Source organism: candidate division Zixibacteria bacterium HGW-Zixibacteria-1, from assembly GCA_002838945.1.
Taxonomy (GTDB): domain Bacteria; phylum Zixibacteria; class MSB-5A5; order GN15; family PGXB01; genus PGXB01.
This window is the reverse complement of record PGXB01000050.1, coordinates 1-26,626: the sequence shown is the minus strand read 5'-3', so window position 1 is coordinate 26,626 and position 26,626 is coordinate 1. Positions and strand designations below refer to the sequence as shown.

General features: G+C 47.1%; 26 protein-coding genes and 1 pseudogene. 10 read left to right on the top strand and 17 right to left on the bottom strand.

Annotation, left to right across the window (positions count from 1 at the left end; genetic code table 11):
• On the bottom strand, window positions 1-199 hold a 199-nt coding region (locus tag CVT49_14700), incomplete at its 3' end, for a hypothetical protein (GenBank protein ID PKK82269.1).
• A 282-nt stretch (window positions 200-481) separates the two neighbouring features.
• On the opposite strand from CVT49_14700, the gene CVT49_14695 reads away from it, so the two are divergent.
• Window positions 482-1,186, top strand: a complete 705-nt coding sequence (locus tag CVT49_14695; protein ID PKK82268.1) for a hypothetical protein — start codon at window positions 482-484, stop codon at window positions 1,184-1,186.
• Between the two features lie 103 nt (window positions 1,187-1,289).
• Here CVT49_14695 and CVT49_14690 read toward each other — a convergent pair whose 3' ends face one another.
• The gene (locus CVT49_14690; protein ID PKK82267.1) at window positions 1,290-1,553 is read right to left on the bottom strand and encodes a hypothetical protein; all 264 of its coding nucleotides are present in this window, start codon (window positions 1,551-1,553) and stop codon (window positions 1,290-1,292) included.
• Between the two features lie 16 nt (window positions 1,554-1,569).
• Between CVT49_14690 and CVT49_14685 the strand changes: the two genes are divergently transcribed.
• The gene (locus CVT49_14685; GenBank protein ID PKK82266.1) at window positions 1,570-2,184 is read left to right on the top strand and encodes a hypothetical protein; all 615 of its coding nucleotides are present in this window, start codon (window positions 1,570-1,572) and stop codon (window positions 2,182-2,184) included.
• Between the two features lie 213 nt (window positions 2,185-2,397).
• The gene (locus tag CVT49_14680) at window positions 2,398-2,604 is read left to right on the top strand and encodes a hypothetical protein (protein PKK82265.1); all 207 of its coding nucleotides are present in this window, start codon (window positions 2,398-2,400) and stop codon (window positions 2,602-2,604) included.
• A 147-nt stretch (window positions 2,605-2,751) separates the two neighbouring features.
• On the opposite strand, the gene CVT49_14675 is transcribed toward CVT49_14680, so the two are convergent.
• From CVT49_14675 to CVT49_14660, 4 genes and pseudogenes are all read right to left on the bottom strand, one after another.
• The gene (locus CVT49_14675) at window positions 2,752-3,447 is read right to left on the bottom strand and encodes a TIGR00730 family Rossman fold protein (GenBank protein PKK82270.1); all 696 of its coding nucleotides are present in this window, start codon (window positions 3,445-3,447) and stop codon (window positions 2,752-2,754) included.
• A 79-nt stretch (window positions 3,448-3,526) separates the two neighbouring features.
• Entirely contained in the window at window positions 3,527-4,384 is an 858-nt protein-coding gene (locus CVT49_14670) for a hypothetical protein (GenBank protein ID PKK82264.1), read from the bottom strand.
• A gap of 86 nt (window positions 4,385-4,470) precedes the next feature.
• Window positions 4,471-5,297: pseudogene (locus tag CVT49_14665) on the bottom strand (hypothetical protein).
• A gap of 1 nt (window position 5,298) precedes the next feature.
• Window positions 5,299-6,669, bottom strand: a complete 1,371-nt coding sequence (locus CVT49_14660) for a dipeptidase (protein PKK82263.1) — start codon at window positions 6,667-6,669, stop codon at window positions 5,299-5,301.
• Window positions 6,670-6,780: 111 nt separating this feature from the next.
• Here CVT49_14660 and CVT49_14655 point away from each other — a divergent pair, with 111 nt between their 5' ends.
• From CVT49_14655 to CVT49_14640, 4 genes are all read left to right on the top strand, one after another.
• Window positions 6,781-7,563, top strand: a complete 783-nt coding sequence (locus CVT49_14655) for a hypothetical protein (GenBank protein ID PKK82262.1) — start codon at window positions 6,781-6,783, stop codon at window positions 7,561-7,563.
• Window positions 7,564-7,677: 114 nt separating this feature from the next.
• Window positions 7,678-8,412 carry a hypothetical protein gene (locus CVT49_14650; protein PKK82261.1) on the top strand — a complete coding sequence of 245 codons (735 nt, stop codon included), beginning with the start codon at window positions 7,678-7,680 and terminating at the stop codon, window positions 8,410-8,412.
• 438 nt (window positions 8,413-8,850) lie between these two features.
• Window positions 8,851-9,054, top strand: a complete 204-nt coding sequence (locus CVT49_14645; GenBank protein ID PKK82260.1) for a hypothetical protein — start codon at window positions 8,851-8,853, stop codon at window positions 9,052-9,054.
• A gap of 147 nt (window positions 9,055-9,201) precedes the next feature.
• A complete protein-coding gene (locus CVT49_14640; GenBank protein PKK82259.1) occupies window positions 9,202-9,585 on the top strand; it encodes a hypothetical protein in 384 nt (127 codons plus the stop codon).
• Window positions 9,586-9,635: 50 nt separating this feature from the next.
• Here CVT49_14640 and CVT49_14635 read toward each other — a convergent pair whose 3' ends face one another.
• From CVT49_14635 to CVT49_14595, 9 genes are all read right to left on the bottom strand, one after another.
• The gene (locus CVT49_14635) at window positions 9,636-11,192 is read right to left on the bottom strand and encodes a hypothetical protein (GenBank protein ID PKK82258.1); all 1,557 of its coding nucleotides are present in this window, start codon (window positions 11,190-11,192) and stop codon (window positions 9,636-9,638) included.
• Window positions 11,104-12,432 (bottom strand): hypothetical protein, encoded by a 1,329-nt coding sequence (locus CVT49_14630; GenBank protein PKK82257.1) that lies wholly within the window; start codon window positions 12,430-12,432, stop codon window positions 11,104-11,106. The genes CVT49_14635 and CVT49_14630 overlap by 89 nt, the downstream gene beginning before the upstream one ends.
• Window positions 12,433-12,501: 69 nt before the next feature.
• Window positions 12,502-13,743, bottom strand: coding sequence for a hypothetical protein (locus tag CVT49_14625; GenBank protein ID PKK82256.1), 1,242 nt, complete (start codon window positions 13,741-13,743; stop codon window positions 12,502-12,504).
• Window positions 13,744-13,754: 11 nt separating this feature from the next.
• Window positions 13,755-14,981, bottom strand: coding sequence for a hypothetical protein (locus tag CVT49_14620; protein PKK82255.1), 1,227 nt, complete (start codon window positions 14,979-14,981; stop codon window positions 13,755-13,757).
• Between the two features lie 15 nt (window positions 14,982-14,996).
• Window positions 14,997-15,689 carry a macrolide ABC transporter ATP-binding protein gene (locus tag CVT49_14615; GenBank protein ID PKK82254.1) on the bottom strand — a complete coding sequence of 231 codons (693 nt, stop codon included), beginning with the start codon at window positions 15,687-15,689 and terminating at the stop codon, window positions 14,997-14,999.
• Window positions 15,689-17,020: a hypothetical protein gene (locus CVT49_14610; protein ID PKK82253.1), complete on the bottom strand. Its 1,332-nt coding sequence runs from the start codon at window positions 17,018-17,020 to the stop codon at window positions 15,689-15,691. The genes CVT49_14615 and CVT49_14610 overlap by 1 nt, the downstream gene beginning before the upstream one ends.
• Window positions 17,021-17,049: 29 nt before the next feature.
• Window positions 17,050-18,444, bottom strand: a complete 1,395-nt coding sequence (locus tag CVT49_14605; protein ID PKK82252.1) for a hypothetical protein — start codon at window positions 18,442-18,444, stop codon at window positions 17,050-17,052.
• A 4-nt stretch (window positions 18,445-18,448) separates the two neighbouring features.
• Entirely contained in the window at window positions 18,449-19,234 is a 786-nt protein-coding gene (locus CVT49_14600; protein ID PKK82251.1) for a hypothetical protein, read from the bottom strand.
• A 144-nt stretch (window positions 19,235-19,378) separates the two neighbouring features.
• Window positions 19,379-20,971 carry a hypothetical protein gene (locus CVT49_14595; GenBank protein PKK82250.1) on the bottom strand — a complete coding sequence of 531 codons (1,593 nt, stop codon included), beginning with the start codon at window positions 20,969-20,971 and terminating at the stop codon, window positions 19,379-19,381.
• 191 nt (window positions 20,972-21,162) lie between these two features.
• Here CVT49_14595 and CVT49_14590 point away from each other — a divergent pair, with 191 nt between their 5' ends.
• From CVT49_14590 to CVT49_14580, 3 genes are all read left to right on the top strand, one after another.
• Window positions 21,163-23,307, top strand: a complete 2,145-nt coding sequence (locus CVT49_14590; GenBank protein PKK82249.1) for a hypothetical protein — start codon at window positions 21,163-21,165, stop codon at window positions 23,305-23,307.
• A 6-nt stretch (window positions 23,308-23,313) separates the two neighbouring features.
• On the top strand, window positions 23,314-23,631 hold the full coding sequence (locus CVT49_14585) for a hypothetical protein (protein ID PKK82248.1): 318 nt from the start codon (window positions 23,314-23,316) through the stop codon (window positions 23,629-23,631).
• A gap of 89 nt (window positions 23,632-23,720) precedes the next feature.
• Window positions 23,721-25,640: a S9 family peptidase gene (locus CVT49_14580; protein PKK82247.1), complete on the top strand. Its 1,920-nt coding sequence runs from the start codon at window positions 23,721-23,723 to the stop codon at window positions 25,638-25,640.
• 1 nt (window position 25,641) lies between these two features.
• Here CVT49_14580 and CVT49_14575 read toward each other — a convergent pair whose 3' ends face one another.
• Both CVT49_14575 and CVT49_14570 read right to left on the bottom strand, forming a co-directional pair.
• Window positions 25,642-26,316: a hypothetical protein gene (locus CVT49_14575; protein PKK82246.1), complete on the bottom strand. Its 675-nt coding sequence runs from the start codon at window positions 26,314-26,316 to the stop codon at window positions 25,642-25,644.
• A 141-nt stretch (window positions 26,317-26,457) separates the two neighbouring features.
• A partial coding sequence (locus CVT49_14570) for an IS30 family transposase (GenBank protein PKK82245.1) occupies window positions 26,458-26,626 on the bottom strand: 169 nt, incomplete at its 5' end.

The window sequence follows — 26,626 nt, the reverse complement described above, 5'->3', positions numbered from 1 at the left end:
CCCCAAATAAATTTGGCGCGGCCACCCTTTGCTGGTCGCAGTTTTCCATAAAGTAACCTTTATCGTCGTTGCGAGGAGCAAAGCCGAGCCAGCGGGCGAGGATGAGCGACGTGGCAATCTCGCCGCACTTGGCCATAAATATGGCCTTTTTGCATAAAGCGACGTGATTGCCGCGCTTCGATTTGCGCCAGCGGCGCATCTCTCCGCTCGCAACGACGTGTAAGGACATATTTTCAACGACATCCTCCTATAATACCGCCTCGGGTCGAATTACCATCGAATTGATGTCGTTTTTGCCTGATGGCCGGCCATATTTCCCCTTGCGCAATTCAAAAAAAGGCATTAAGCTATATCAGTTTGTCGGTGATAAATAATAAATCCGGTCGCTATTGCTAAAAATATTGATACCTGATGGAATATATCAAATATTGAAACTGCACAAATATTATGTTTATGTAAACACAATATGAGGAGACAAATAATGATTACCTATTATAATACTTTTAAACAACGAAGATTGGATTTTAATAAATCTATTGAGAGTGAAGGCAATTCTGTATTGGAAATGCATGAAGATTTTATAATATTGCAATTTGATATTCGAGAAGCACTGGTTCAATTTAATAATGCCGACTCCGACTTGATTGACGCGATTTTATTTATTCTGGACATGCAAATCGAAGATAACGCTAGCGTATCGATATTATGTAGAGACGGATTCTTCTCAAGTTCCACTTCTCTGCTCCGGCGAATAGAACTATCTGTGGCAAAAATTGTATATTTTTTTGATTTTCCAGAACGCATTCGAAATTATCGAAACGGAACCAAATATCCGGATAAAGAAATTCTACAAAATCTATATAATTCTGAAATATACAAAGATAAAGAAGCATATGCAGAAATGTGTAAATCGACTCATTTAAATTACGAATGGGCATTTTATGCCAAATACTGTAATATTCTTTCTCCAATCGATGTGACCGCAAAATTGCTAATAGAATCTCTGTTAATGACATCATGCCTATATATAATATTAACTGCTAGAAAATTTGTGATTGAACACAACCAAAATAATATTAAACTAAATGATATCATTTTAGATCAAATAAACGTTTGTGGTAACCGATACGGAGGATTATTAAAGGATTTTAAAACTAGATTAGACGCTCTGGACTTCTCAAGATGAAATAAGTTTGTGTTTGACCGGTTCTCAAACCCGACGCGGTCGGTCTTCTTCCGGACCGACCGATCACAAGCATGGGTAGATCCAAATTACCACCAAATTGCTATCATTTTTGTTTAATCGCCGGCCAAATATTTTTCTTGACAAAACAACTAAGTTTGTCCATATTAAAATATAATTCGAATCGGAGGGTCATCATGGTAAAATCATTTTTGATCTTTATTGTCAGCGGTCTTTTATTAATTTCTTCTGTATCTTCGTCGGCGATGACAATTCGGGCCCTAGCCGAGCCATCACTGGACAATATCACAGTCGCGGCCGGGTCGTATGTCCAGATTAGTATTTTGATGAACAATAATGATGGCTTCAATCGTACCGGACTGCAAATGCCATTTGTGTTTTACAGCCCCGACCAAAGCATTACCGATGTCACACATCTCCCAATTCCGGGCGGAAATGGATGGACTCAATCCGTACAATTTCTAAATGGATTTGAAGAATGGTGGCCATTAATGCTTGAGGTGACTACATTCTTTTATGGTAACCACAGCGTTTTAGGCGTTCTTCCGGACACCTTCGCCATTACCTGTTCCGGGATGTCCGGCTGGCCTTCAGGGCTTGGTGAACAGCCTTATATAAGGTTTCATTTTGATATCGAACAGGAAGGGACATTTTGTATTGATTCTTGTGAAGTCCTAAACCAGATGATGGGTGGAGTCCGTCGCTGGCTGTTTGAAGACCCTGTCCCCTCATTCAACGGGCCCTATTGCTGGAATATCGAGATTGTCGATGATTATGTTTGCGGTGATGTCAATCATGATGGCAATGTCAATTTACTGGATGTGACATATCTGATAAAGTATCTTTATCGCGGTGGCTTAATGCCATACCCGTTTGATGCTGGCGATGTCAATTCCAGCGATTCAATCGAAATCCTGGACATCGCCTTTATGGTAAATTATCTTTATAAGGGCGGTCCGGGGTTACATTGTATTCATTAGTTATAATTTAGAATTCCAATATTTTTTGTAGAGGCGGGGTTTAATCCCGCCTTTCTTTATTTCATTGCGCGACAAATATCCACAGGCCTCCTGAGCCGCGCAAGCCCTGAGCTTCGAAGGGAAGGATCTGCCCGCAGTCTTAGTAAGTCATAGATTGTCGGGTTCCGAATTTATCCCCGGACGAATGATAAAACCAACCTTTAATTCTGCCAAATGGCACTGCGTGGCCCGGAGCTCCGCTCCGGGTTTCTTAAAAACAGATTCCCGTACAAAAAAACCACCATTTTGATGGTAAATGGGCCTCAGGGGGGTCTTATAGAGGAGCTATTTTATAACAATGACTATGCGTGCGTCAAAAATACGGACTGTCCATACTTTCTTGGGGAAGACTATTTTTCTTCGCCGGGGAATAAGTTCTGAAATATTTTAAAAAAGCAAAAACAAACCCAATTCCGCGTAACCGTATGACAAAATATTTAGTACAAGGAATTTTACTTAAAAAACGCAGCAAAAATGATGGTACTTTGATGGTAATTTGTTACGTAAAACCAAACGCAATTAAATGATTTATATCGCCTTGGAGCGTTTGACCTTCTCGTAGCCCTCCTTGATAATCCGCACCACTTCGTCGGTGCTGTCTGTCATTGAGAAAATCGAAAGATCCTCTTTGGAAAGGGTCCCCGTTTTGATCGGGCTGGAAATAATCCAGTCGATCAGGCCGCCCCAGAATTCGGAACCAAACAGAACCACCGGGAAATGCATGACCTTGCGGGTTTGAATCAGGGTCAGCGATTCGAACAGCTCATCGAGCGTCCCGAATCCTCCCGGCATGATAACAAAGGCCGAAGCGTATTTGACAAACATTACTTTGCGGGCGAAGAAATATCTGAAATCGAGCGAGATATTCTGGTAGGGGTTGGCAACCTGCTCCGAGGGGATGTCGATATTCAGGCCGACCGATTTCGATTTGCCTTCCCAGGCGCCCAGATTGGCCGCTTCCATAATACTCGGCCCGCCGCCGGTGATAATGGCAAAGCCGGCATCGGACAGTTTCCGGGCAATCTCCCGGGCATAATTATAATACTTGGATTCTTTGGGAAGCGCCGATGAGCCGAAAATCGAAACGGCTGGGTGCAAGTAGCGCAGGGTGTCGTAACCCTCGACAAATTCCGACATTATCCTGAATATCGACCACAAATCGCGGTCGGTATGCAGTTTTTCGTCACCATTATTATTCCAATAATCTTTTTTTTCGGGCTTCATCGATTCCTCGCTTCTTTCAATTTCTTTGTCTGATTTCAATATATATCAAAATCGGCCAAATTTCGCTAATAGTATTCCCTTATTTAATTTCGGTCAAAATGACGCCGGCTATAACGATGATTCCTCCCAGCACAAATCCGCCGCTGATGGTTTCCGAGAGAACCACTGCCGCCACTGCCGAGGCAATAATCGGCTGTCCATTCTGGATAACCGCCACCCGCGAGGCTTCCATATATTTCAATACCCAGTACCACAGGAAATAGGCCAGAATCGACACGAACAGGACCAGATAACCGACCGAAACCCATCCGACCCACGTTACAGCGCTGTAATCGCTGTTAAGCGCCCGGTAGAGGCCATAGGGGGCGTAAACGATCGAACCATATACCAGAGCCAGCCCGATCACCCGGAAGGCGCCGTATTTGAGCGAGAGCGGTTTGACCAGAATTGTCGCCACCGCCCAGGCAATAACCGCGACCAGAACAATGGAATCACCCAGAAGATACTCGGTGCCGAACCGGGCCTTCCCTCCGGCCAGAATGATATAAACGCCGACCGCGGCGATCAGAATCCCGACCGTCCGGCGGACAGTAGCTTTTTCGCCGAGAAAAAATATGGCCAATACATAAATAAATATCGGCAAAGTGGCAAAAAGAAGGCTGGAATGGCCGGCCGAGGTCAGAGATTGACCAAACATAAATACCGCCTGGTTCAGGATGATGACCAGCAGCCCGATGATAAAAATCCGGATGTTGTCGCGGCGGGGTATCGGCTTGCGGCGGCGGAGAGTCAGAAGAATCGGTATCAGGATGATGGAAGTCAAAGTGAACCTGAAAAAGGCATAAGCCAGCGGGTCGATTTGATTCAGGCCGAGTTTGACCATCGGAAAGGCCAGCGCCGTTATGATCTGGTGGAAAACCAGGATGGCATATAGCAACCAGGTCGGCTTGCGGTCGGGGGCTATTTTGTCTGGAGAGCTCGTTTTCTGTTATTTCCTGTTATATTGTGCCTTAGCAACCCTGATTAAAGTAATCCTTTAATATAACCGCCGTCCACCTGGATGGTTGTGCCGTTAATATAGGCGGCCCTTTCCGAAGAAAGAAAGGCAATCAAAGCGGCCAGTTCTTCCGGTCGGCCCAGTCGTCCGGCCGGCACATTGGCCGCCCAGCCGGCATATATTTCTTTAATGGTCTTCCCGCTCGCTTTCGATTCAATCTCGGCCAGATGAACCAGCCGCTCGGTTTCGGTATAACCGGGGGCAACAGTATTAACCGTGAGGCCATGTTTGGCCAGGTCGTTCGAAATTGATTTGGCAAAACCGGTCAGCCCGGCCCGAAGCGTGTTCGAGATCAGGAGATTGTCGATCGGTTGTTTGACGGCCAGAGAGGTGATGTAAATAATTCTCCCCCATTTGCGGTCCATCATGCCGGGGACGACGGCGCGGGTGAGATTGATGGACGAATGAAGCGTCAGATCGGCCGCTTTCATCCAGGCTTCCTTATTGACTTCCAGAAATTTTCCGGCGGGGGGGCCGCCGGCGTTGGAAATCAGAATATCAACTTTGCCGAGTGCGGCTATGGCCTTTTGAGCGATTTCCTCGGCCATTCCCTTCAGGGAAATATCGCCCTCGATGGTCGGCGGGTTGTATCCGGTGGCCGCCTTTATTTTCTCGGCGGGTTGTATCCGGTGGCCGCCTTTATTTTCTCGGCGGCCTTCTCAAGATTGTCGAGGGAGCGGGAGTTGATGGCGACCCGGGCTCCTTCCTGTGCCAGAGCCATGGCGGCGGCAAAGCCGAGACCGGCCGATGCGCCCGTCACCAGGGCGGTTTTGTTTTTTAGTCCCAGATCCATATTACACCTTTACTTTGGCAAGTTCTTCAATCAGCGCCAGTCCGGCATAACAGCCACGGTGAAAGTCATTGACCGAGAATCTTTCATTGGGCGAATGAGCGTTGTCATCATTCTGTCCCCATCCGAGCAGGAGCGTGTCGACGCCCAGAACATTTTTGAAGGTCCCCACAATCGGAATCGAGCCGCCCTCCTTGGTGAATACCGGTTCGATGCCGAACCCGGTTTTAATGGCTCTGGCGGACGCTTCCAGCCAGGGGCCTTCGGTTGGTACGACCACGGCCGCGGCGCCGCCATGTTTATAAACTTCGCATTCGACATAGTCGGGGCAGACTTTTTTTACGAATTTCTCGAATTTGTCGCAGATATCATCGGCCTTTTGATTGGGCACCAGGCGCATGGTTATTTTGGCCAGCGCCCATGACGGAATAATCGTCTTGCCGCCCTCACCCTGGTAGCCGCCCATAATACCGTTGACATCCAAAGTCGGGCGAGCCCAGATTTGCTCATAAACCGAATATCCTTTTTCGCCATGGAGCCCCTTGCAGCCGACCTTTTTCAGATAATCCTTTTTGTCGAACGGCAGTTTGGCGAACTGCTTTCTCTCCCAGTCGCTGATCGGCATGACATCATCATAAAAGCCGTCCACCAGCACTTTGCCGTCATCATCATGCATGGCGGCAATTACCCTGGCCAGCACATTGACCGGATTCGGGACCGAACCGCCGAACCCCCCCGAGTGGAGATCCCGGTCGGGGCCGGTTATTTTAAGTTCAACCGAGGTGACGCCGCGCAGTCCATAGGTAACAGCCGGCTTGTCTTTATCGAACTGAGAGCCGTCGGAAACGACAATAATGTCGGCCTTGAGCATGTCCGCGTTTTCCTCCACGAACTTAGCCAGATTCTCCGCCCCGGATTCCTCTTCACCCTCTATCAGGAGCTTGATGTTTACCGGCAATTCGGTGCCGGTGGCATGATAGGCTTCGAGAGCTTTGAGATGAGTCAGGAGCTGGCCCTTATCATCGGTTGATCCCCGGGCGATAATGTAATCACCATCGATAATCGGGTTAAACGGCTCGGTCTTCCAGAGCCCCAGTGGCTCCGGCGGCTGAACATCATAGTGCCCGTAATAGAGTACTGTCAGCTTGTCGGGCGAACTGACTTTGCTGCCATAAACTACCGGATGACCGGCGGTGGGCATGATTTTCGATTCGATGCCGACTTTTTTATTCAGGTGATCGGCCAGCCACCGGGCGCAAGCAAGCACGTCTTTCTTGTTTTCACTTTTGGCTGAAACCGATGGAAATCTTAAAAATTCAAAGAGTTCGTTAATTCTTGTCTCTTTATTCTTGTCCAGAAAAGTTTTGGGATACATGTATTCCTCCGGAAATTAAATTTCACGTCAATCAGGCAATAGACATATTACGCATTTGCCCCGGCAAAATAGGCATAATCCATGTAAAAATCAACAGGATAACAGGTTGTCATGGAAAATCGCTTGCTTTTTGATGGAACAAATGTATACTTAGAATTTTATAACAATAATCGAGGTGAAAAGATAATGCGGAAATTGCTCTTTCTGATTCTTATATTTGCTCTGACGACAACAGGTTTGGCGGCCGGGCCGATTCTGACGACCAACATTGATACCATAGATCTTGGCATCGTTCCCCAAAATACCGAATTTAGTCGCGATATCGTTCTGCGGTCCACCGGCGATAAACCGGTCACGATATCGGAAGTCAACACTTTTTGCCCCTGTATCGAATTTCCGCTTGAAAATATGGTAATTCCTCCGGGAGACAGCACTATTGTCCATTTGAGATTCAAGGCCTCAACTTATGTGGGTCAAAAGGAATGGCGGCTGCATATTTATAGCAATGCCGAGAGCAAAGTGGTCAGGATCCGGCTTATGGCCTTTATTGTGGCCGACATTAGGATGCACAAACCGATTTATGTCTTCCCCTACTTCGTGAATGCTTCTCAATACGGTGGTGTCACCCTGAGGGAGTTTCCTTTTAATGTGATCAATAAAAGCGATGAGTATGTTCCGCTTAAGTTGATTTATGCCGATGAAAAATATTATACGCTCGATTTCCCGGCTTTTATTTCTCCAAACGATTCGGCCTTCGGCAAAGTAACTATAAATGAAAATGATATAGATAAGGAGTTTGACACTTATATCACGTTTGAATTTATTGATAATAAGTCGGAAAAGCATTTATATTCGATTCCGATAAAACGAAAGATATTTACGCCGATTAAATAGTCGAGAAAATATAAACTTGACAGATTAGCTTAATTGAATAAATTTGGTAATTATAGTAACTTACATATTCAGCGGCGCCGCAATACACCGCTCGGGATTTTTGGGAGGATCCTTATGAGATTTATATCGATTTTGTCCCTGTTGCTTGCGGTTGTAATATTGTTTTCCAATATTGCAATTGCCCAACCAAAACTTACTATTCCTGAAGCCGAATTCGACTTTGGATATGTCCCCCAGAATGCCCAGATAAGTCACATTTTCTGGCTGTTTTCGACCGGGACAGACAGTCTTAAGGTTATCAACATCCGCCCCGGCTGCGGATGCACCAAGGCTCCGCTTGAAAAGCAGGAGATTGCTGTCGGAGACAGCACCAGGTTGGAAGTAATATTCAAGACGCAAACATATCGCGGCCGTCAGACCAAACGCCCGTCGATCACGACCAATGAAGGTCCGGACACGAAAAATGTGAAAATCAGCGCCGATGTTATCACTAATCCCGATTCCACATATCCGGTTACGATTTACCCATACAAGTTTGATATCTCGCAATTCGGCGAAGCGGTGCGCAAATTACTCGAGTTCGAAATTGCTAATGTTTCCGATAAGGATCTTGACATTCAGTTGATCGATATGCCTTATAACATGTTTAAGCTGAAGATGCCCAAGCGGATCAAGGCCGGTTCCAGGGAAAAAGGCAAGATCGAATTAATGGACGAATATCTTTCCGAGGAATTCGAAAAATCGATTACGATTCAAGTTTCCGATGAGACTTCATCGCGATTTACCATTCCGATCAAGAGAGTTATTCGTATTCCGGGTAGTGATCTCAGCAAAAAAGACGGAAAATAATATTGATGCTTGGAATATTAAAAAAGCCCGATCGGAACCGACCGGGCTTTTTTTATTGTTGTGCGTCGCCGGATAAATTGCCGCCTTTGATGAAAATTTCCCATTCGGAATCGAATACTTCGCCGCTGGCGGTGGAATGAACCAGTTTGAAATCGCCGTAGCCCTCGACATCCTGAAAAACGAAAACAACGCCGCCTTTTTGCAGCTTATATGGTATTGGTGTGGAGTTTGAAAGCTATATCACGTTTAAATTCGTTGATAAGAAATCGGAAAAGCATTTATATTCGATTCCGATAAAACGTAAGATATTTACGCCGAAGAAATAGCGTTAAATATAAACTTGACAGATTGGCTTAATTTAATAAATTTGGTAATTATAGTAACTTACATATTCAGCGGCGCCGTAATACACCGCTTGGGAGTTTTTGGAGGATTCTTATGAGAATTATAACGATTTTGTCCCTGCTGCTTGCGGTTGTGATATTGTTTTCCAATATTGCAATTGCCCAGCCAAAACTTACTATTCCTGAAGCCGAGTTCGACTTTGGATATGTCCCCCAGAATGCCCAGATAAGTCATGTGTTCTGGCTGTTTTCGACCGGGACAGACAGTCTGAAGATTGTCAACGTCCGCCCTGGCTGAGGATGCACCAAGGCTCCGCTTGAAAGACAGGAGCTTGCTGTCGGTGACAGCACCAGGCTGGAAATTATTTTTAAGACGCAAACATATCGCGGCCGCCAGACCAAACGCCCGTCGATTACGTCAAACGAAGGTCCGGTCACGAAAAATGTGAAAATCAGCGCCGATGTTATTACTAATCCTGATTCCACTTATCCGGTCACAATTTATCCGTATAAGTTCGATGTTTCGCAATTCGGCGAAGCGGTGCGCAAATCCCTCGAATTCGAAATTGCCAATGTCTCCGATAAGGACCTTGACATTCAGTTGATCGATATGCCTGCCAACATGTTTAAGCTGAAAATGCCGAAACGGATCAAGGCCGGTTCCAGGGAAAAAGGCAAGATCGAACTGATGGACGAATATCTTTCCGAGGAGTTCGAAAAATCGATTACGATTCAGGTTTCCGATGAGACTTCATCGCGGTTTACCATTCCGGTCAAGCGAGTCATTCGTATTCCGGGAAGCGATCTCAGCAAGAAAGATGGTAAATAATATTGATGTTTGGAAAATTGAAAAGCCCGGTCGGTTCGACCGGGCTTTTTTTATTGTTGCCCGTCGCCGGGTAAATTGCCGCCTTTGACAAAAATATCCCATTCGGAATCGAAGACTTCGCCGCTGGCAGTGGAGTGAACCAGTTTGAAATCGCCATAGCCCTCGATATCCTGAAAAACAAAAACAACGCCGCCTTTTTGCAGGCTATAATATTTCCATATCTCATAAGCCCGGCCGTAGGCAGGAGTCAGTTCTTCCTGACGCTCATCCCAGTTGCCGTACTGCAGCAACACTCTTCCCCGGTCTCGCGACCATCCGTCACCCTGACCCGGAAGGCTGGAGAAGTACTTATTCGAATACAGGTAGCGAATATACAGATCATTCAAATATTCGTTCAATGCGGTTGTGGGATCGGGATCATGGTCCGCGAAATATTGATCAAGAAACCGCACCTTGCCGCCCTCATTCAAATCATTCAGGATGGCCATATCCTGGGGAGAAAGCAGATAGCGGGTGAGTCGGAGCTTTGTTTTCAACCCGATGCTGTCGTACGGGAAACGGTGTTCGTAAGCCAGGGGGCCGCCAGCGGCGCCCGGTTTGGGAAATTTTATAAAGGAACTCCTGGCCGTATCGACCTGTCCCGAACGGAAATCCTCCACCGCCATCTCCAGTGAGTATCGTCCGGGAGCAATGCTGGAAATATTCAGGACCGAACTGATGGCCGAAGATCCACCCGGTTTTGACTGCCAGAAATCCTTGAATTGATGATACATCATCCCCTTTTCATCCAGGATGCTGTATTGTACCAGGAAGGAATCCGGGGTTTCCGGGTCGAAAGAGAGATTATAAAGCTCGGCATAGACAAACAAACTGGTATCACTTTCCGAATATAATCCCATCGGGTTGGGAATAATCGAACGCCCGCTTTTCACCAAAACCGGATTCTCCCCTTTTTTCAGATCGCCCGCCCTGGAAATCTGATGCGCGAATTCGATACTGCTTAGCTTTATATGGTCGCGGACCGGCGGATCCACTTCGATGCGGTCATATAAAAAGGTCCCCTCATTCTTATTGACAACGTCGATAATCGTCAGCTTTCCGGAATACACACCGGGTTTGACCTCAAGCGTAAGCGTATTAAAGAGTCGCGAGTCGCTGTCGGCGGCATCCTCGGCGTCTTTGGCGCGGGTGAGGAAATAAATATTGGCGGAATCGACATTTTTGCCGTTAAGATCGGACAGCATGACCTCGGCAAAGACGGCGCCAATCAAAAAATCACCCAGACTGTCCTGAGGCATTAAGGTAAATTGATTACGATGCACCGCAAACGGAAATTCTATCAAAACCTTATCACCCAGTTCGGGGTCGGGATAAGCAAGAATCCCGGCCTGAATACTGATTGGTTTGGCCGACAGGGGAGCAAAAACGACGGAAAGAGAAAATATAATCGTGAAGAAGAACATCAAAGAGACAAGCAACTTTTTCATTTTTAATCCTGCTATTAATATCGACTTCAGGCTACCATGTCCTGCCGTCATACGGGTACAGCAGCCTGAAATCATTATCACCCCATTCATCAATAAATACAAATCTTCTGGGATCGCCATGACGGTAATAATACCATATCTGATAAGCTTTGGAATTTAATTCAAAGGGATAATCCTCGATTTGATCCGGCTCTCCATATTCGATATAGACCATACCGCGGTCGGTCCGCCATCCCGGTTTCTTCATAACCGAGAAATTACGATTGGCAAAATCGATTCTTCGGTAATATGCATTCTTGGTCTCGTTTTCCTTTGTCCCGGGCGATGGATCCTTGGAAAGCCAGAATTCATTCCACTTTTCAATCCGGTCCTCGGAATTTTCGGCCTTCTCCATTGTCTTAATGTCACCGGGATCGGCGATGTACCGAAGCTGCGACAGGGCCGTCTTGTAATCATTGATAATCATCGCTTCCGGCGACCAGTACAGATAAAATTCGGTTCTGGCCCGGTCGAAAACCTTGCCGCGGCGGTTTTTTAGAGCAATATCGATGTAATAATCACCCGATTCAATATTATCCAGGGAGACATGCCGCACTTCACGAATGGTGCCGTTAGGATCGCCAAAATCGGCTGTCATCGAATCAGTATACATCGTGTGAAATTTTCGGTCGAGAATTCTGGTTTCAATTTGCACGTTTTTGAGGTCGTCGGTACCGCGGTAGATCTCGATATAATACAGCAATCGGGCGTTTATATCGCCGCTCAACTGCCTGCTGACAGCCGGTATCACGGAGAGATTTCCTTTGGTAAAGACCGTATCGACAACAGCGGTATCAACCGCCTGAATCAACTCGATACCGGAAAGTTGAGGATTGCGGTTGTCATACCTGATCAATTCTGCCTTTAGGGTGCTTTTGGAACTTCCGCCGGAATTATTGTCGACCAGCCGGAACTCGATTTTATACTTTCCGGGTGGGAGACTTTTTTTAATCTGACTGATTCGAAAGTCGGCCGGTGACGTCGTCGCACTGTACGAGGACAGAGTAATGCTCTTTTCGGTACTGAAAGCGGTGACCTGCAGACCGTTATCGTCGTAAATAGTTCCGGTTATTTCGTAGGTGGCGCGGTAATTGTCCCCGTCGCGGACAAACTGCAGGCCGCTGGTAAATATTTTATAGTAAATTTCAAGGAGATTTAATTCCGGATCTGCACCCTTGAACTGGGCATAATCGACTTCAAATACTTTTCTTCCTGGGAAATTATCGGAACCATAGACGTTCTGCCCGAATGCTTCAGGCGGGCAGATAAATACGCCAATAGCGACCGAGAGCGCCAATATATAAGAAACAATTATTTTCATATCTCTGCTAAATTATACGTCTTTTGTTCCAATTTATAAAGACGTATAACCCATGGCAATATGTTTATTTTATTCGTATCGCAATGAATCGATTGGATCCATAATTGCGGCCCGGTAGGCAGGATACAGGCCGGCCACCAAGCCGACTGAGACCGCCACCAGAAACCCAAGCGACACATACAAGGGCGATACTCCAAATGGAAGCGGCGAGACCATTTTTATAAGTAAGGCGGTCAGAATGCCGAAAATTATACCCAGAATGCCGCCGGTCCCGGACAGGGTCATGGCCTCGATAAGAAACTGCCACAGGATATTCAGTCTTTTGGCGCCGATAGCCTTGCGCACCCCGATTTCGCGGGTCCGTTCGGTCACCGAAACAAGCATGATATTCATGACGCCGACACCGCCCACCATCAGACCGATCGATGAAATCACAATCATGGCGATATAAACATATTTGGAAATATTTCCATATATTTCCCGGATGTATTCCTGCCCGAAAACCACAAAGTCATTTTCGGCATTATAAGGAACATTTCTTGTCCGCCGTAAAGCGATAATGATCTCTTCCTTGGCTTCTTCCATTTTGTCCGGCGAAATAGCGCTTGCGACCAGGGTTAGAGCTTCGTCCGAAGGATAGAGTTTCATGAAAGTCTCCAGCGGAATAGCCACCTTATTGTTTTCACCATCATCAAACATATTATCCTGTTTTTCCCTGACGCCGACCACGGTGAACCTGACATTATTCAGCCTGATTTCCTTGCCGATTGGATCCTCATTGGGAAACAGGGCATCCTTGACGGTCGATCCCAGAACGCAATTATTGGCCCTGATGTCATTATCAAGTTTGGATATAAATCGGCCGCCCGTCAGAATAATATTGTGAACGCGCTGATATTCCGGCCAAACACCGACAATGGCCGGGCGATTGGCCTTCCGGCCCTTATATTTTACGACATTGCCCCCCATTGCCCAATAATGGTTTTCGGGCGAGACCGCGGCCACGGTCGGACAGCCCGCCTTGATGGCTTCCGCTTCCACAACGGTCATATATTTGCGATTGCGCTCTTCTTCGGTCAATTCGTCGTAATCGACTTCGGGGCCGAACCGGTCTATGAAAATAATATTATTGCCCAAATTGTCTATGGAACTCTGGACAGCGCTGTCAAGGCCGATAATCAATGAAGTCATGCCGATCACCGACCAGACCCCGATCAAAACACCCAGTATGGTCAATGATGACCGAAATTTATGGCCGATCAGGGCCGAAAAAGCCATTAAAATTCCTTCTTTAAGCTCAACCACGGTCATATCATGTATCCTTATTCATAACTTAAGGCTTTCACTGGCTGCATCCGGGCTGCCTTCATAGCCGGATAGATTCCAAAGAAGAGACCGATTCCCGAAGAAATACTCAGTCCCAATATTATCGATAACATCGACGGTGACATATCCATATTGATCAAGCCTACCAAAACGCTGCCGAGAAGCATGCCGAGGGCAATACCGATGACACCTCCTCCCATTGACAGAATAACCGATTCATAGAGGAACTGAAAAAGAATGTCTTTCTGTCTGGCCCCGATAGATTTTCTGATACCTATCTCGCGGGTTCTTTCGGTGACTGAAACCATCATAATATTCATAATAATGATACCGCCGACGACCAGGCTGATCGAAGTAATTCCAACCAGGCCGACCCTCATGAATTTGGTGATTTCCTTGAACTGGTTCATAATTGATTCCGCCGTCAGCATCGAAAAATCATCATCCTTGTCATAAGGAACATGGCGGTAGGCACGGAGGACAACGCGGGTCTGGTCCATGGCATTTTCCAGGACATCCATCGATCTGGCTTTGACATATATATGGAGATTGCGTCTGGGTGTTCCGAAATCCTTGACAAAGGTGTTGAAGGGAATAAAAACGACTTTGTCGGCGTCATGCCCGAAAGTGGCCCCCTGCTCCTTGGCAATGCCGATAATGTCGTATTTGATATTGCCTATTTTGATTCGCTTTCCAATGGGATCGCTGTTGGGGAAAAGCTGTTTTTGTATGGTTGTTCCGACAAATACGACATGCCGGCCGTCGTGATCCTCCTCACTCGAAAAGAATCTTCCCTGGTCCACTTCCTGCTCTACAATATCGATTATCGTGGAACTGGTGCCTCGTATATAGACATTGCGCAGCTTTTTGTCACGATACTTTATTTCCGAGGCAAAGGAATAAGCCTGAAGCGCGATTTTTTCACAATCCTTGCAGCCATCCACGATGGCATCGGCATACTCTATTTCCAGCGGCTTGCGTTTGATGGCTTCCAGGAAGGCATCCTCACTCATGATCATCCCCATCCGATCGACGATAAATGTGGTCGGCCCGAGCTTGTCGATTTCGGATTGGACCGATCCCATAAAACCCTCGATCGCGGAAATAATGGTAATAACCGAGGTCACCCCGATAATGACCCCGAGGAGTGTCAGGCCAGAGCGCAGCCGGTTGGCCCAGAGGGCGCCGACGGCCATTTTGAATATGTCCCAGTATATCATCATAGAACCCGCCGGAATCTAAGAGGCCTTCCGAACGATTTCTTCCTTTTCGATCTCACCGTCTCTTATATAAAATATGCGATCGGCGCACTGCGCGATTTCCATTTCGTGGGTCACGAGAATGATGGTATTGCCCTTGCGATGCAACTCGCCGAAAAGCTGCATGATTTCTTCGCCGGTCTTGGTGTCGATATTTCCGGTCGGTTCGTCGGCCAGGAGCAGCGACGGGTCATTGACCAGGGCACGGGCAATGGCCACACGCTGGCGCTGACCCCCGGACAGCTCGTTCGGCTGGTGCAACATGCGTTCTCCGAGGTTGACAATTTCCAGAGCGTGCCGCGCTTTTTGCAGTCTTTCATCGCGCGACCAGCCGCCGTAAATAAGCGGCAGTTCGACATTGTGCAGCGCCGTCGACCGCGGCATGAGATTGAACGTCTGGAAAACAAAGCCGATCTCGCGGTTGCGAATTTCGGCCAATTCGTCATCATGCATCTGGCTGACCCGTTTGCCATTTAAATAATACTCGCCCTGGCTGGGAGTGTCGAGACAGCCGATCAGATTCATGAGGGTCGACTTCCCCGAGCCCGACGGCCCCATGATAGCGATGTAATCACCTTTTTCGATCTTCATGGAAACTCCGCGCAGCGCATGCACCTGCACTTTGCCCATGTCATAGGTCTTCCAGAGATCATGAGTTTCTATAAGAGCCATCAGTTTTTCTCGCTTCCCTTTTCACTGGTCGCCTCGACGAACTCTCCATCCTTGATTACGCGGAGAGTCCGGTACGGACCGGTGATAATCATATCGCCCTTTGACAATCCGGAAATGATTTCAATATCCTTCTGGTCGGCGATGCCGGTGACCACCTCGACAAATTTTGCCTGCCCGTCTTTGGCGATAAAGACACCCTTGACTTCTTTCATATTCTTATCTTTTTTCTTGGGCTTATCGCCGCTGGCAGAATCGGGATTATTGGTCACTGCGGCATTGGCCCCCCCTTCATCGGTATTCACGGCGATTTCAGTGGTATCCCCGTTCAGGGCCTTTGCCAGGGAGTCGGCATCAAGGCTTCTCATGACAATCGCCCCATAGGGAACGGCCAGAATATCATCCCGGATATTGGTAATAATATCAACGGTGGCGGACATTCCGGGTTTAACCTCGGCATTTACTTCAGTCAAAAGCACCTTGACCTTGAAATTGGTCGACTGCTCGGTCGAGCCGGCCCCGGTAATGATGGCGGTATTGCCTATTTCAATAACTTCCCCTCTGAAAGTGGTATCGGGAAAAGCGTCCACCTCAATGTTGGCCCGCTGGCCCTTTTTGACCTTGACGATTTCGGTCTCATCGACATTGACTTCCACTTCAAAAGCAGACAGGTTGGAAATTACCATTAATATCTTGCCCTGGCTGTAAACAGTCTGCGGGGCGGCAATTTCACCGACTTCGGCGTCCAGATATGTAATCACGCCGTCCATCGGCGCCACGATGCGTGTTTTGCTGTGAAGATCCAGCTGTTTTTCTAATCTTGCCTGCGCCTGCTTGGCCGAGTTGACCATCGCTTCATAACTGTACTTGCTGCTCAAATATGAATACTCGGCGTTATTGAAGGCGGTTTCCGAAATGAGCTCTCTGGCAAAGAGCTCTTTCTGCCTGGCGAATTCTTCATCGGCCTGCTTATACAGCGATTTGTTGGCCTCGGTTCGTGCCATGGTTTCATCATATGAAAACCTGGCCTGGTCGACATCTTTTTGAAGCTGGAGCGTATCCATCAAAACCAGCGGGGTTCCCTTCTTGACCGTATCCCCTTCTTTGACCAGGACCGCCTTTATTTCGGCATTTACCTCCGAAGTGATATTCACTTTTGTTTTCGGCTGAATATAGCCGGAGGCGGAGACTTCTTCAGTAATATCCTTGACGTAAACTTCTTCGAGATTAACGCTGGTGGTCTTTTTACCGGAAGAAGTCAAATTCCAGATTATCACGGCAATTACTATGACGCCGATAGCGCCGAATAACAGTCTTTTTCTCCCTTTAGTCATAATGCTTATCCTCTATAAAGCCTTAACGATTATCGTACTCCCATGGCATTTTCAATCCGGGCGACAGCCAGGTTATAGTCAAAGTCCGCCTCGACCTTGTTGTTCTCGGCGGTAATCAGGCTGACCTGGGCATCGAGAAGTTCCAGGATAGTGGCCGCCCCCAGATTATATTTCTCCTGAATCAACGACATATCCTCTCTCGCGGCGGAAACATTTTCTTCGGCCACACCCAAAGCCTGATTGGCGCGCTGTATCTCCAGATACGCTTCCTTTATGCCCAGGGCGATATTATTCTGAGAATAGTAATATGCCGCTCTGGCGTTATTCAGCGATACTTTGGCCCGCGTGACATTACTCTTACGACTGAAACCGTCAAATATCGGAATATTCAGCGACGCACCAAAGGTCCACCGGCTGTCTTCGGAATTCAGTTCCGAGACCCGGCTCCAGCTTCCAGCCGACCAGCTTTTGCCCAAATCGAGCGAAAGGCTCGGTAAATACTGACCATAAGTCGACCGGACGTCGTTCTTCGAAGAAACCAATATTTGCTCTGCAGCCAGCAACCCCGGATGATTGGACATTCCGAGTTTAAGCGCCTCAAGCTCCGATCCGTCATATTTTCGCGGAGTCACCTGGTCGGAAAATTCAACCTCGGAATTGACATCGACCCCAATATAATACGCCAGAAGGGCCTTGGAGATTTTCACATTATTTTGCGCCGCAAGCAGTCCCAGCTTATCATTGCCGTATTGAACCTGGGCCTTGAGAACATCCGACTTGGAAGCCGACCCGACCTCATAGCGGGAATTAGCCAGCTTAAATTGCTCTTCTCCGCGCTTGACTGCTTCTTCGCTGATGGCCAGTTTATCCAGGGCTCTCAAATAATTATAATAGTATGTCTTCACATTAAGGATAAGATCCTGTTCGGATGCATCCGCAAGATGATTGTAATACTTCTTGTTGGCACGTGAAGCCAGATAGTTGAAAACATTTTGACCGCCGTCAAACAGGGTCAGCCGGGCTGATGCCCCGATGCCGTAACTTTTACTTATCCCGCCGCCCTCGATCTCTCTTGAAATAATCCCGAAAGTGTCCGGCGGAATCAACAGCGTGTCACCGACGGATCCCATGAAAAAGAAGCTGGCGTCGGTAGTGGTGTATTTGGGGGAATGAGTTTCACTCGAAGAAATGCCGGCGGAGACGCTTGGCAGGAAATTGCCAAAGGCGCTCCAGAGCGAACCATCGGCTGTTTTCACCTGATTGCGCGCACGAATCACGTCCTGATTTTTCTTGAGCGCAATCTCAATACAGTCCTCAAGCGTCAGCGTCTCGGCAAAAGATGACGTAGATATAAAGGCAATTAGGATTATAACCCCAAAATTGATTAGTAGTTTTCTTTTTTCCATAATCATCAATGACTCCAATTCATTAAATATAAAATAATGAGAAACTTCCGGCTGCAAAAATATTCACAACGGCCAAAACCAAAATTACGATTATCCATACGCTGAATAATACGTATGCAAACTTGGCGGGTTTCATTTTATATATTATACCCAATCCAATAGAGGCGGTAATTATTCGCCATATACTAAAGACATCGATTTGCTTAAAGAAGTAATACCAAAATGAACTATCTTCAACTGGTTTAAGGAGGCCCAGTCCTGTATACACGTAAGAAGTTCCCTTCGTCAGCGTCAATAAATCACGGACAATATCCCCTAATAGTCCTATTAATCCGGCATAAGCGACTACATTCATGACTATCCAGAAATTTGCTTTGCCGCCAAATGCAAAATTCCCCGTTACCAAACATATGACAGTTATCAAAACAAGAAGGACGAACAGAAATATTAAAATAAACAAAAAGGAGGTTATTTTAAATCCCTTTTCTTCCTCAAGTTGTTGCTGCATATCATTCATGACCTGTTCATATCTTTCCTGAGGCATTTGATCTTTATATTTTTCTATCTGAGCATAGATTATTTTGGCCCTATCTTGGATTAAAATTGGTTGAATGAAATATCCCAAGACATTAGCAAATAAAATCATTAGGATAAACGGAATCAACCACTCGGTTCTTTTTGTCAAAAATCCAAAGACCCCGGAGGGCTGATAAAACACTTTAAATATCTTAGCCAGAACCCCCGGGCTTTTCCCCTGGGGGCATTTCCGGCTGGGCCGCAAAAGTGTCCTGGTTTTCCATGTCCAAATCCCTTCTGCTAAGAATTCTTATAACAGTTTGACATATAATTTACCGGAAAGTTACAAAAATATTCAACGTAAACAATTGACTCGGGATTCAAAAGGGATAAAAAAACCGGCATATTTTTAATATGCCGGTTTTTTTTATAATATCTATTTTCTCTCGATTACGACATCGATTCCGGGAAAACCGAACGGATTGTTCGTGACCCGGCCGCTTACATTGAGCATACTGGTTGTCTGCACATGATTTGTCGAGGTGTCGCTGACAAGCTCATAGGGCGGAATATGCCAGCGAGTCGTGAATAAAAACAACGGGAAGTTGGTGTTCCGGTCAAAATCATCCGGTTCAAGCGTAATAAAAATGTCGCCGGTTTCGAAACGCGGCTGCGTGCTGTCGGCGAATATATAAGGTACGGCCCTGCCGCAAGGCAGATTTGTCAAAAAGTCCTCGCCCGGGAAATTGGGCACGCGCCGCTTTAACGAGTACGGATTACCGTCGTCATGTGTAGCAAAAGATTTAAATGATCCGGTCGATATAATGGCCCAATCATCAGGACGCTCGAAAATCTGATTAATGATAAAATCGGTCCACTGCGGCTTGGTCATTCGGCCAAGTTCATCGCAATCGGCCGGGAGATACGGCGAAATAATCCACCCTTTGTAATGCCACTTGGTTCCGGTCAGGTCGGGGACTTCTTCATAATTGGGCAGGAATCTGTCAATCTTGGCAATACGAGTGACTGTCGTGTAAGTCAAAGAATGAATATAATCGGTAAACGGCTCAATAATAAGATTTCTGGAAACTCCGGAACAAGGGTCGACCATAGGCACGGTGTCCGTTTTGGTCCCGATATTTACCGGACGCGCAACAAAATCAAAATCCAGGGTCGTATGAATGAAAGTATCAATGGCCAAGCTATCCGGGACATAGAATGAATCAATAACAGTATCAATGCAGACAATTGCCAGTGTATCCAGGGTGTTGGCCAACTCCAAAAGATTGGTGGTATCCAAAGTCCTCCACCTGTCATCGATCATATAATTGGGATCAAGCAAAACCTGGGGAGTAATGTCGCTGGAGTCGATACAAATCCCGGCATCTTCCTCATTACATATCCAGTATGTCGTGTCGAGTTCAAGCCGGCGAGGTTCCTTGGTGCTGGTCGACATGGTTACTCTTACGGTATCCGAAATGACGAGTGAATCATAGTTATAAAGAGCGAACCAGACACCGCTGGCATCGTATGACTCGGAATTTTTATCGGTGGGTGTTTCCAGTGAAAAACCGACCGTGCTGATTCCAAAATCGACGGGATAAACCATCTGTATCGGATTTACCGTCGGATCACCGATTGTATCCCTTAAAATAATGGCCCCCTGAACATCAGGCTGAGGATCCGGGTATGGTTCCACCGAAACCTCTAAAAATCTGTAGAATGAATTCAGGACATCATAGTCAACCGTCCAGAAAGAATCTATTTTATTGGAATTGCCGTCTAAAAAGCGATACAAGTAGCTGTCCCACTGAAACTTGCCAATCGAATAGGCCGTTCCGGCGGTGTCCTTAGCCCAAAATTCATATATGAAACCGGAAGGGGTGCTGGGAAGCTGAACCGGCGATAAATAAATTTTCGTCGCCGATACGGGAGCAACAACATCATCCGGCTGGTCACATCCGACAAAGAGAACAGATACTAAGATCATTAACGAAGTTAAGAATAAGCGAATCTGACGCCCGAGCATACGATTTATTCCTCCTCACAAGTGACTTTTATTTTTTTAATAAGCGATTATACCTCAAAGAATTGAGACTGTCAAGCCCTATTTATAAAAAAACCTCCTTGATTATTATCCTCCAAAATCTTAGCCCGATCATAATCTAAAGAATTGACGCTTATGGACGATAATTAGATTAAATAATTTATATTTATTTTATGGAGTCCAAGTTGAAGATCTGTCCGAATTGCCAGGCAGAAAACGCTTTCGATGGAGCGCAATTCTGCAAAAAGTGCGGCGCATCTTTGCAACAGCAGCAATATCAAACCGATGGGCAAGCCGCCATAGATGAAAAAGAAGATGAACTGGATTTTGTCGTCACGGAAACAAAGGGGCCTTCCTCCCCCAATTTCCTTGATCTTGCCCGCCCGGATGACAAGAAAGATGAAGATGAACGGATGGAGCGAGTCCATGAGGTCGAAAATCAGGAGCTGGAAATAGCCACTACCGCCGACCTGATCAATGACGGCGCTTTTGACCCTCTTCCCCCCATGCCGGAGCCCCCGCCGCCGCAAGCAAATGAATTCGACTTCGGCGACCTTTCCGGAGAAAAGCCGGAAAACCGAGAAGACGCTTTGCCGGCGAAGGAGAGCAAACCAGAAATACCGGCGGTCGACTGGAACACCGAAGTTCCGGCCGACAGTCATGAACTCAAACGACTGGCGGCAAAAAGTTTCAATTCAGATGCTGCCCCCCATGAAACCGATTATCACGAAACATCATCCTTCTCCGATGAGCAGGATGACGAGACGAGCCAGGAGTCCTCTCTGGTTGCCGGAACGGTCCGGCCCGCCCCGGATCCGACCAAGCCGGTCAGTATTCCCAAATCGGGTCAAAAAATACGTGGCGTTGCCTATTACAGAAAAAATATCATTCAGGTCGTCGGGAATCCATTTATGCATGACGGCGATGAGTTGACTATCAACAATAAACAATATCTCCTCCGAACCAAGACATTGGGCAGAAAAGCCGCGATCGGTATTTTTGCCGCGCTTGTGGCAATTATCCTGATTGTCGTAGCCCTGCAATTCACCAATTCTCCCTTGTCCGGCGACGGCTCCATGGTCGGCATGGTCCTGAATAAAAACGGGCAGCCCTTTCTTGAAGGTGCCAGGGTAACTCTTCTTCCTTTGAATAAAACTACCACAACCAATGCCCAGGGATTCTTCCGCTTCGATATGATTCCGACCGGGACATATGAAATAGTCTATGAGCTTGGAAACGAGTATATCGGGCGGGGGAATTCAACGATCACCGCCGGTCAGACCACTCTGATGACTTTCAATGACCTTGAGCCGATGGCCATGGCCGAAAAAAAAAACGTTGAATCGGCGGTGACCGGTTCGACAAAAGGCCAACCGGTAAAAAGTTCTTCTTCTAATAGCACCGCCTCTCAAAATACGGCCACTAATAAGTCCGGCTATGGTAAATTGAAACTCGAAGCCAATGTTGATGGAGCCCGTTTTGCACTGGACGGCAAAGTTCTGGGCGCCGGCAACAACACTTATTCAAAAATATCCTCAGGCAATCATACTGTTACGGTTGAAAAATCGGGCTACAGCAAATATACCGAGGTCGTCGATGTCAAGGCCGACAAGACCCTCACTATCAAAGCTGATCTCAACAGATTAAGTGATGATAATTCGGGACCACAACTTTCTGCCGCGGACTATCTTAACCTTGGGCGCGATGCCGCCGCAAAAAGCAAACTCGATCTAGCCCTGGAAGATTTCGATAAGGCCCTTGCATTGTCGCCCGGACTGGCCGATGCCTGGGTCGAACGGGGCAAAGTTTATGCTAATAAAGGCGAAGCCGCCAAAGCGGCTGGTGATTATATCCGCGCCGGCGAAATTTACCGAATGAGCAATCGGCTGACCCAGGCCGCCGATGCCTTTTCGATTGCGCTGGGCTATTCGCCCGACAATATAAACGCCATTACCGGGCGGGCCGGGGTTCGTCTCGACCAGGGCGACTTCCGCCCCAGCCTCAAGAATTATGAAACCGCCCTCGACATCGACAAGAAATTTTATCCGGCGCTCTATGGGGCCGGGGTCTGCCAATTCAAGTTGGGCGACAATAAGAAAGCCGATAAATTTTTCAAGAAAGCCTATGAAGTCAACAACTCCGATCCTTTTCTCTATCAGTACATGATGCTTAATTATCTGGCTCGGGATGATTTCGATAATATGAAAAAGATGTATGCCGAATTCAAAATGGTGGCCAACCCGGCCGAGCTGGCCGCGTTTAAGTCGTCCGGCCGTTTTGAACCGGTGTTGAGATTAATTGAGGAAGCAAACAGGTAAGAGGGAATGAGCCGTAAATTGAATTGCTGGGAATATCGAAACTGCGGCATGGAGCCGGGGGGCATTTTCTCTGAGATTCATGGCGCCTGTCCGGTGCCGCAAATGATGAAATTTGACGGCGCCAACGGCGGCCGCGGGGCCGGCCGTGCCTGTTGGATGGTAATGAACAAGGTGTCCGGAAAAGATCCCTTCATTTGCCGCCACAAACGGGAGTCATGTATCCATTGCGATTTCTACCGGAGAGTTCACAGCGAAGAAGAAACGATTGTCCTGACCGAACCGGTTGAAGAAGCGGAGGGAAATTACAAGTTTACCATTTATTAAAATAAGAAGAAACGGCATGCTATAACCTCCAAATAACATTGCCGGTTTTTTTACGGTGTCATTATCCGGATTTTTTTCATATATTGGGAATGATGACACCAAATTTTTTTGGAGGAAAAATGTCTTATTTCAATTTCATCAGGAAATCCGTCACCATATTTTCAATATTGGTTTTCTTCTTATTTGCGGGCGTGGCCGCCGCCCAGATTAATTACGGGATCCCTAATAAGATACCGGATATCGGGACCTTTATGAAAATCGGTTATACCGGAAATCCCGTTTTTTCATCGACCGGTGATATTTTATTCCTGTCCTCGATGACCGGCGTGGATCAGCTTTATATATTAAATGATAAAGGCTGGCCCTATCAATTGACCGTCTTTGATGACGGCATCAATGCCTTTGCCCTCTCCCCCGACGGCTCCCATACTATTGTCAACTCCTCGGCCGGTGGCTCGGAAGATTACCAGCTTTTCCTGGTCGATATCCGGTCCGGCGAGGTCAGCCAGGTCACCTTTGAGTCGAAAGTCCGCTTTGGCACGGTATTCTGGAAAGACGATAATAGCGGCATCTACTATCGCGCCAATCTGGAAAATTCGCGCGATTTTATGCTGTATTTTCATGATCTGGTTACTAATGAAAGAACCAAAATTCTCGACATGCCGGGCGCCAACGGAATATTGGATATTTCACTGGACGGCCGCTACATGGTCACCTACAATGCCCGGACCAATATCGCCATCGACTTGTTTTTACTCGATCTGGAAACGGGCGAGTACCGTCAGATAACCGCCCCCGGCGAAGAATACGGTTATGATTACGCCTCAATTATGCCTGATAATAAGACTATCTACATGATCACCAATAAGAATAAGCAAGGGATCATGAAAGTCGCTTCGCTTGATACTGAAACCGGCGCCATCAGTTTTCTTGAGCCGGACTCGAAATGGACCGTCGATGAAATCAAATTTTCGAAAAATCGCCGTTACGCCGCCTGGCTGGTCAACGAGGAAGGTTACTCTAATATAAAAATCCGGGATATGGAAAAGAAGCTGCCCCTTCCCCTTCCGCCGCTGAATGGGATCGTCATGTCGCCTTATCTCGACAATGACGGCCGGGTCGTTTTCCAGTTCAACAGCCCGACCCGCGCGCCCGAATGCTGGCTCTGGGACTGGAAAATGCCGGAACTCCGCAAACTGACCTATTCCACCCAGGCCGGAATCGACAGCAGGTATTTCGCCGATCCGATCTTGATCAAATATAAATCTTTCGATGGTCTCGAAATCCCGGCTTTCCTTTATCTTCCCCCCGATTATAACGGCCAGCCGGTGCCGTTTATTGTCGATATCCATGGCGGCCCGGAAGGCCAGAACCAGCCGACTTTCTCAAGGCATTTCACGTACCTGATGCAGAATGGCTATGGCATATTTACGCCCAATGTCCGTGGTTCGTCCGGTTATGGTCTGGAATATCTTAACATGGACAATTATAAGAACCGCCTTAATTCGATCAAGGACATGAAAGCGGGCGTCGATTACCTGATTGAAAAAGGCTATACCAAAAAAGGCATGATCGGTATCAAGGGCGCCAGCTATGGCGGTTATGCCGTCCTGGCCTGCATCACCGAGTATCCCGATCTTTTTTCGGCGGCCATTGATCAGGTCGGCATTGCCAATTTTGTCACCTTCCTCCAGAATACCCGCGACTATCGGCGCAGCCTGCGCGAATCCGAATACGGTCCGCTCGAAGATGAAGAGTTCCTGAAGACAATCTCCCCTATTCATAAAGCTTCTAAGATTAAAACGCCGCTGCTCGTCGTGCATGGCGAAAATGACCCCAGGGTCCCGGTCGGCGAAGCGCGGCAAATCATGCAGGCGGTCATCGATAATGGCGGCGTGGTCGATTCGCTGATTTTCCCCGATGAAGGTCATGGCATCAGCAAACTGTCGAACCGCCTTGAATTCTACCGCAAAATGGTTGAATTCTTCGACGCGCATTTGAAGAAGTAGATCAGACAAAGAACGAAATTATACTCATCCAATGAGCGGTTAATGTTGTCTCAGGTCTTGCTCCGGCCCCGGCCGGAGTGTGACCTGACACTCCCAAATTCCCCATAAGAGACAAGTCGGGTAGGTCGAAATCCCCGCGGCCTCCGATTATCATCGGAGACGAAGGGGTTTCGACAATATTTCCAATATAATTCAAAAGGGTGGCCGCGCCAAACTTGTTTGGGGCGGTGCTTTTAAGAAACATCCCCAAACATGTATCATTGCTTCGCATGATACATGTTTGAGGCTGCCACCCATTGACCAAATAATTGTATCCGGCATTCTCCGACCAAATCACCATCAAATTGATGTTCTGCGTGTCGGTTTTCTTACTAATAATTCCCCATAATAAACAATGCGCCATGCACATACAAGAAATTGGCTTTGTTTTTGCGTTTTTAAACATTTGTAGTCCTATTCTCCAAGCGACGGGCCGACACACGGGTCGGCCGCTACGATGATCGTTGTTGCGAGGAGTGAAGCCGAGCCACCGGGCGAGGATGAGCGACGTGGCAATCTCGCTACATTTCGCCACAATTGTGGCCTTTATGTGAAAAGCGGCGTGATTGCCACGCTTCAATCTGCGCCTTTGGCGCATCTCTCCGCTCGCAACGACGTGTAAGAACATATTTTTCAATTAGACACTCCTCTATAATACCCCCCGGCGACCCATTTACCATCAAAGTGATTGTAATATTGATGGGGTAGCGGCGTATTGTCGAAGATCCTTACAAAGGAAGGGAAATACGCCCGGGATGCCATTACAGCACCCATTTTGTCATTCCCGCGAAGGCGGGAAGGTGGATTCACATTTGAAGTGCAACAATTGCTCTAAAAATACTTCAGATGGTGTTTGAAAGTCCAGACATTTTCTCGGAGTATTATTATAGATTCTCATCAGGTTTATAAATTGTTCTTCAGAGATGGCCGCCAGATCGGTTTTTCTG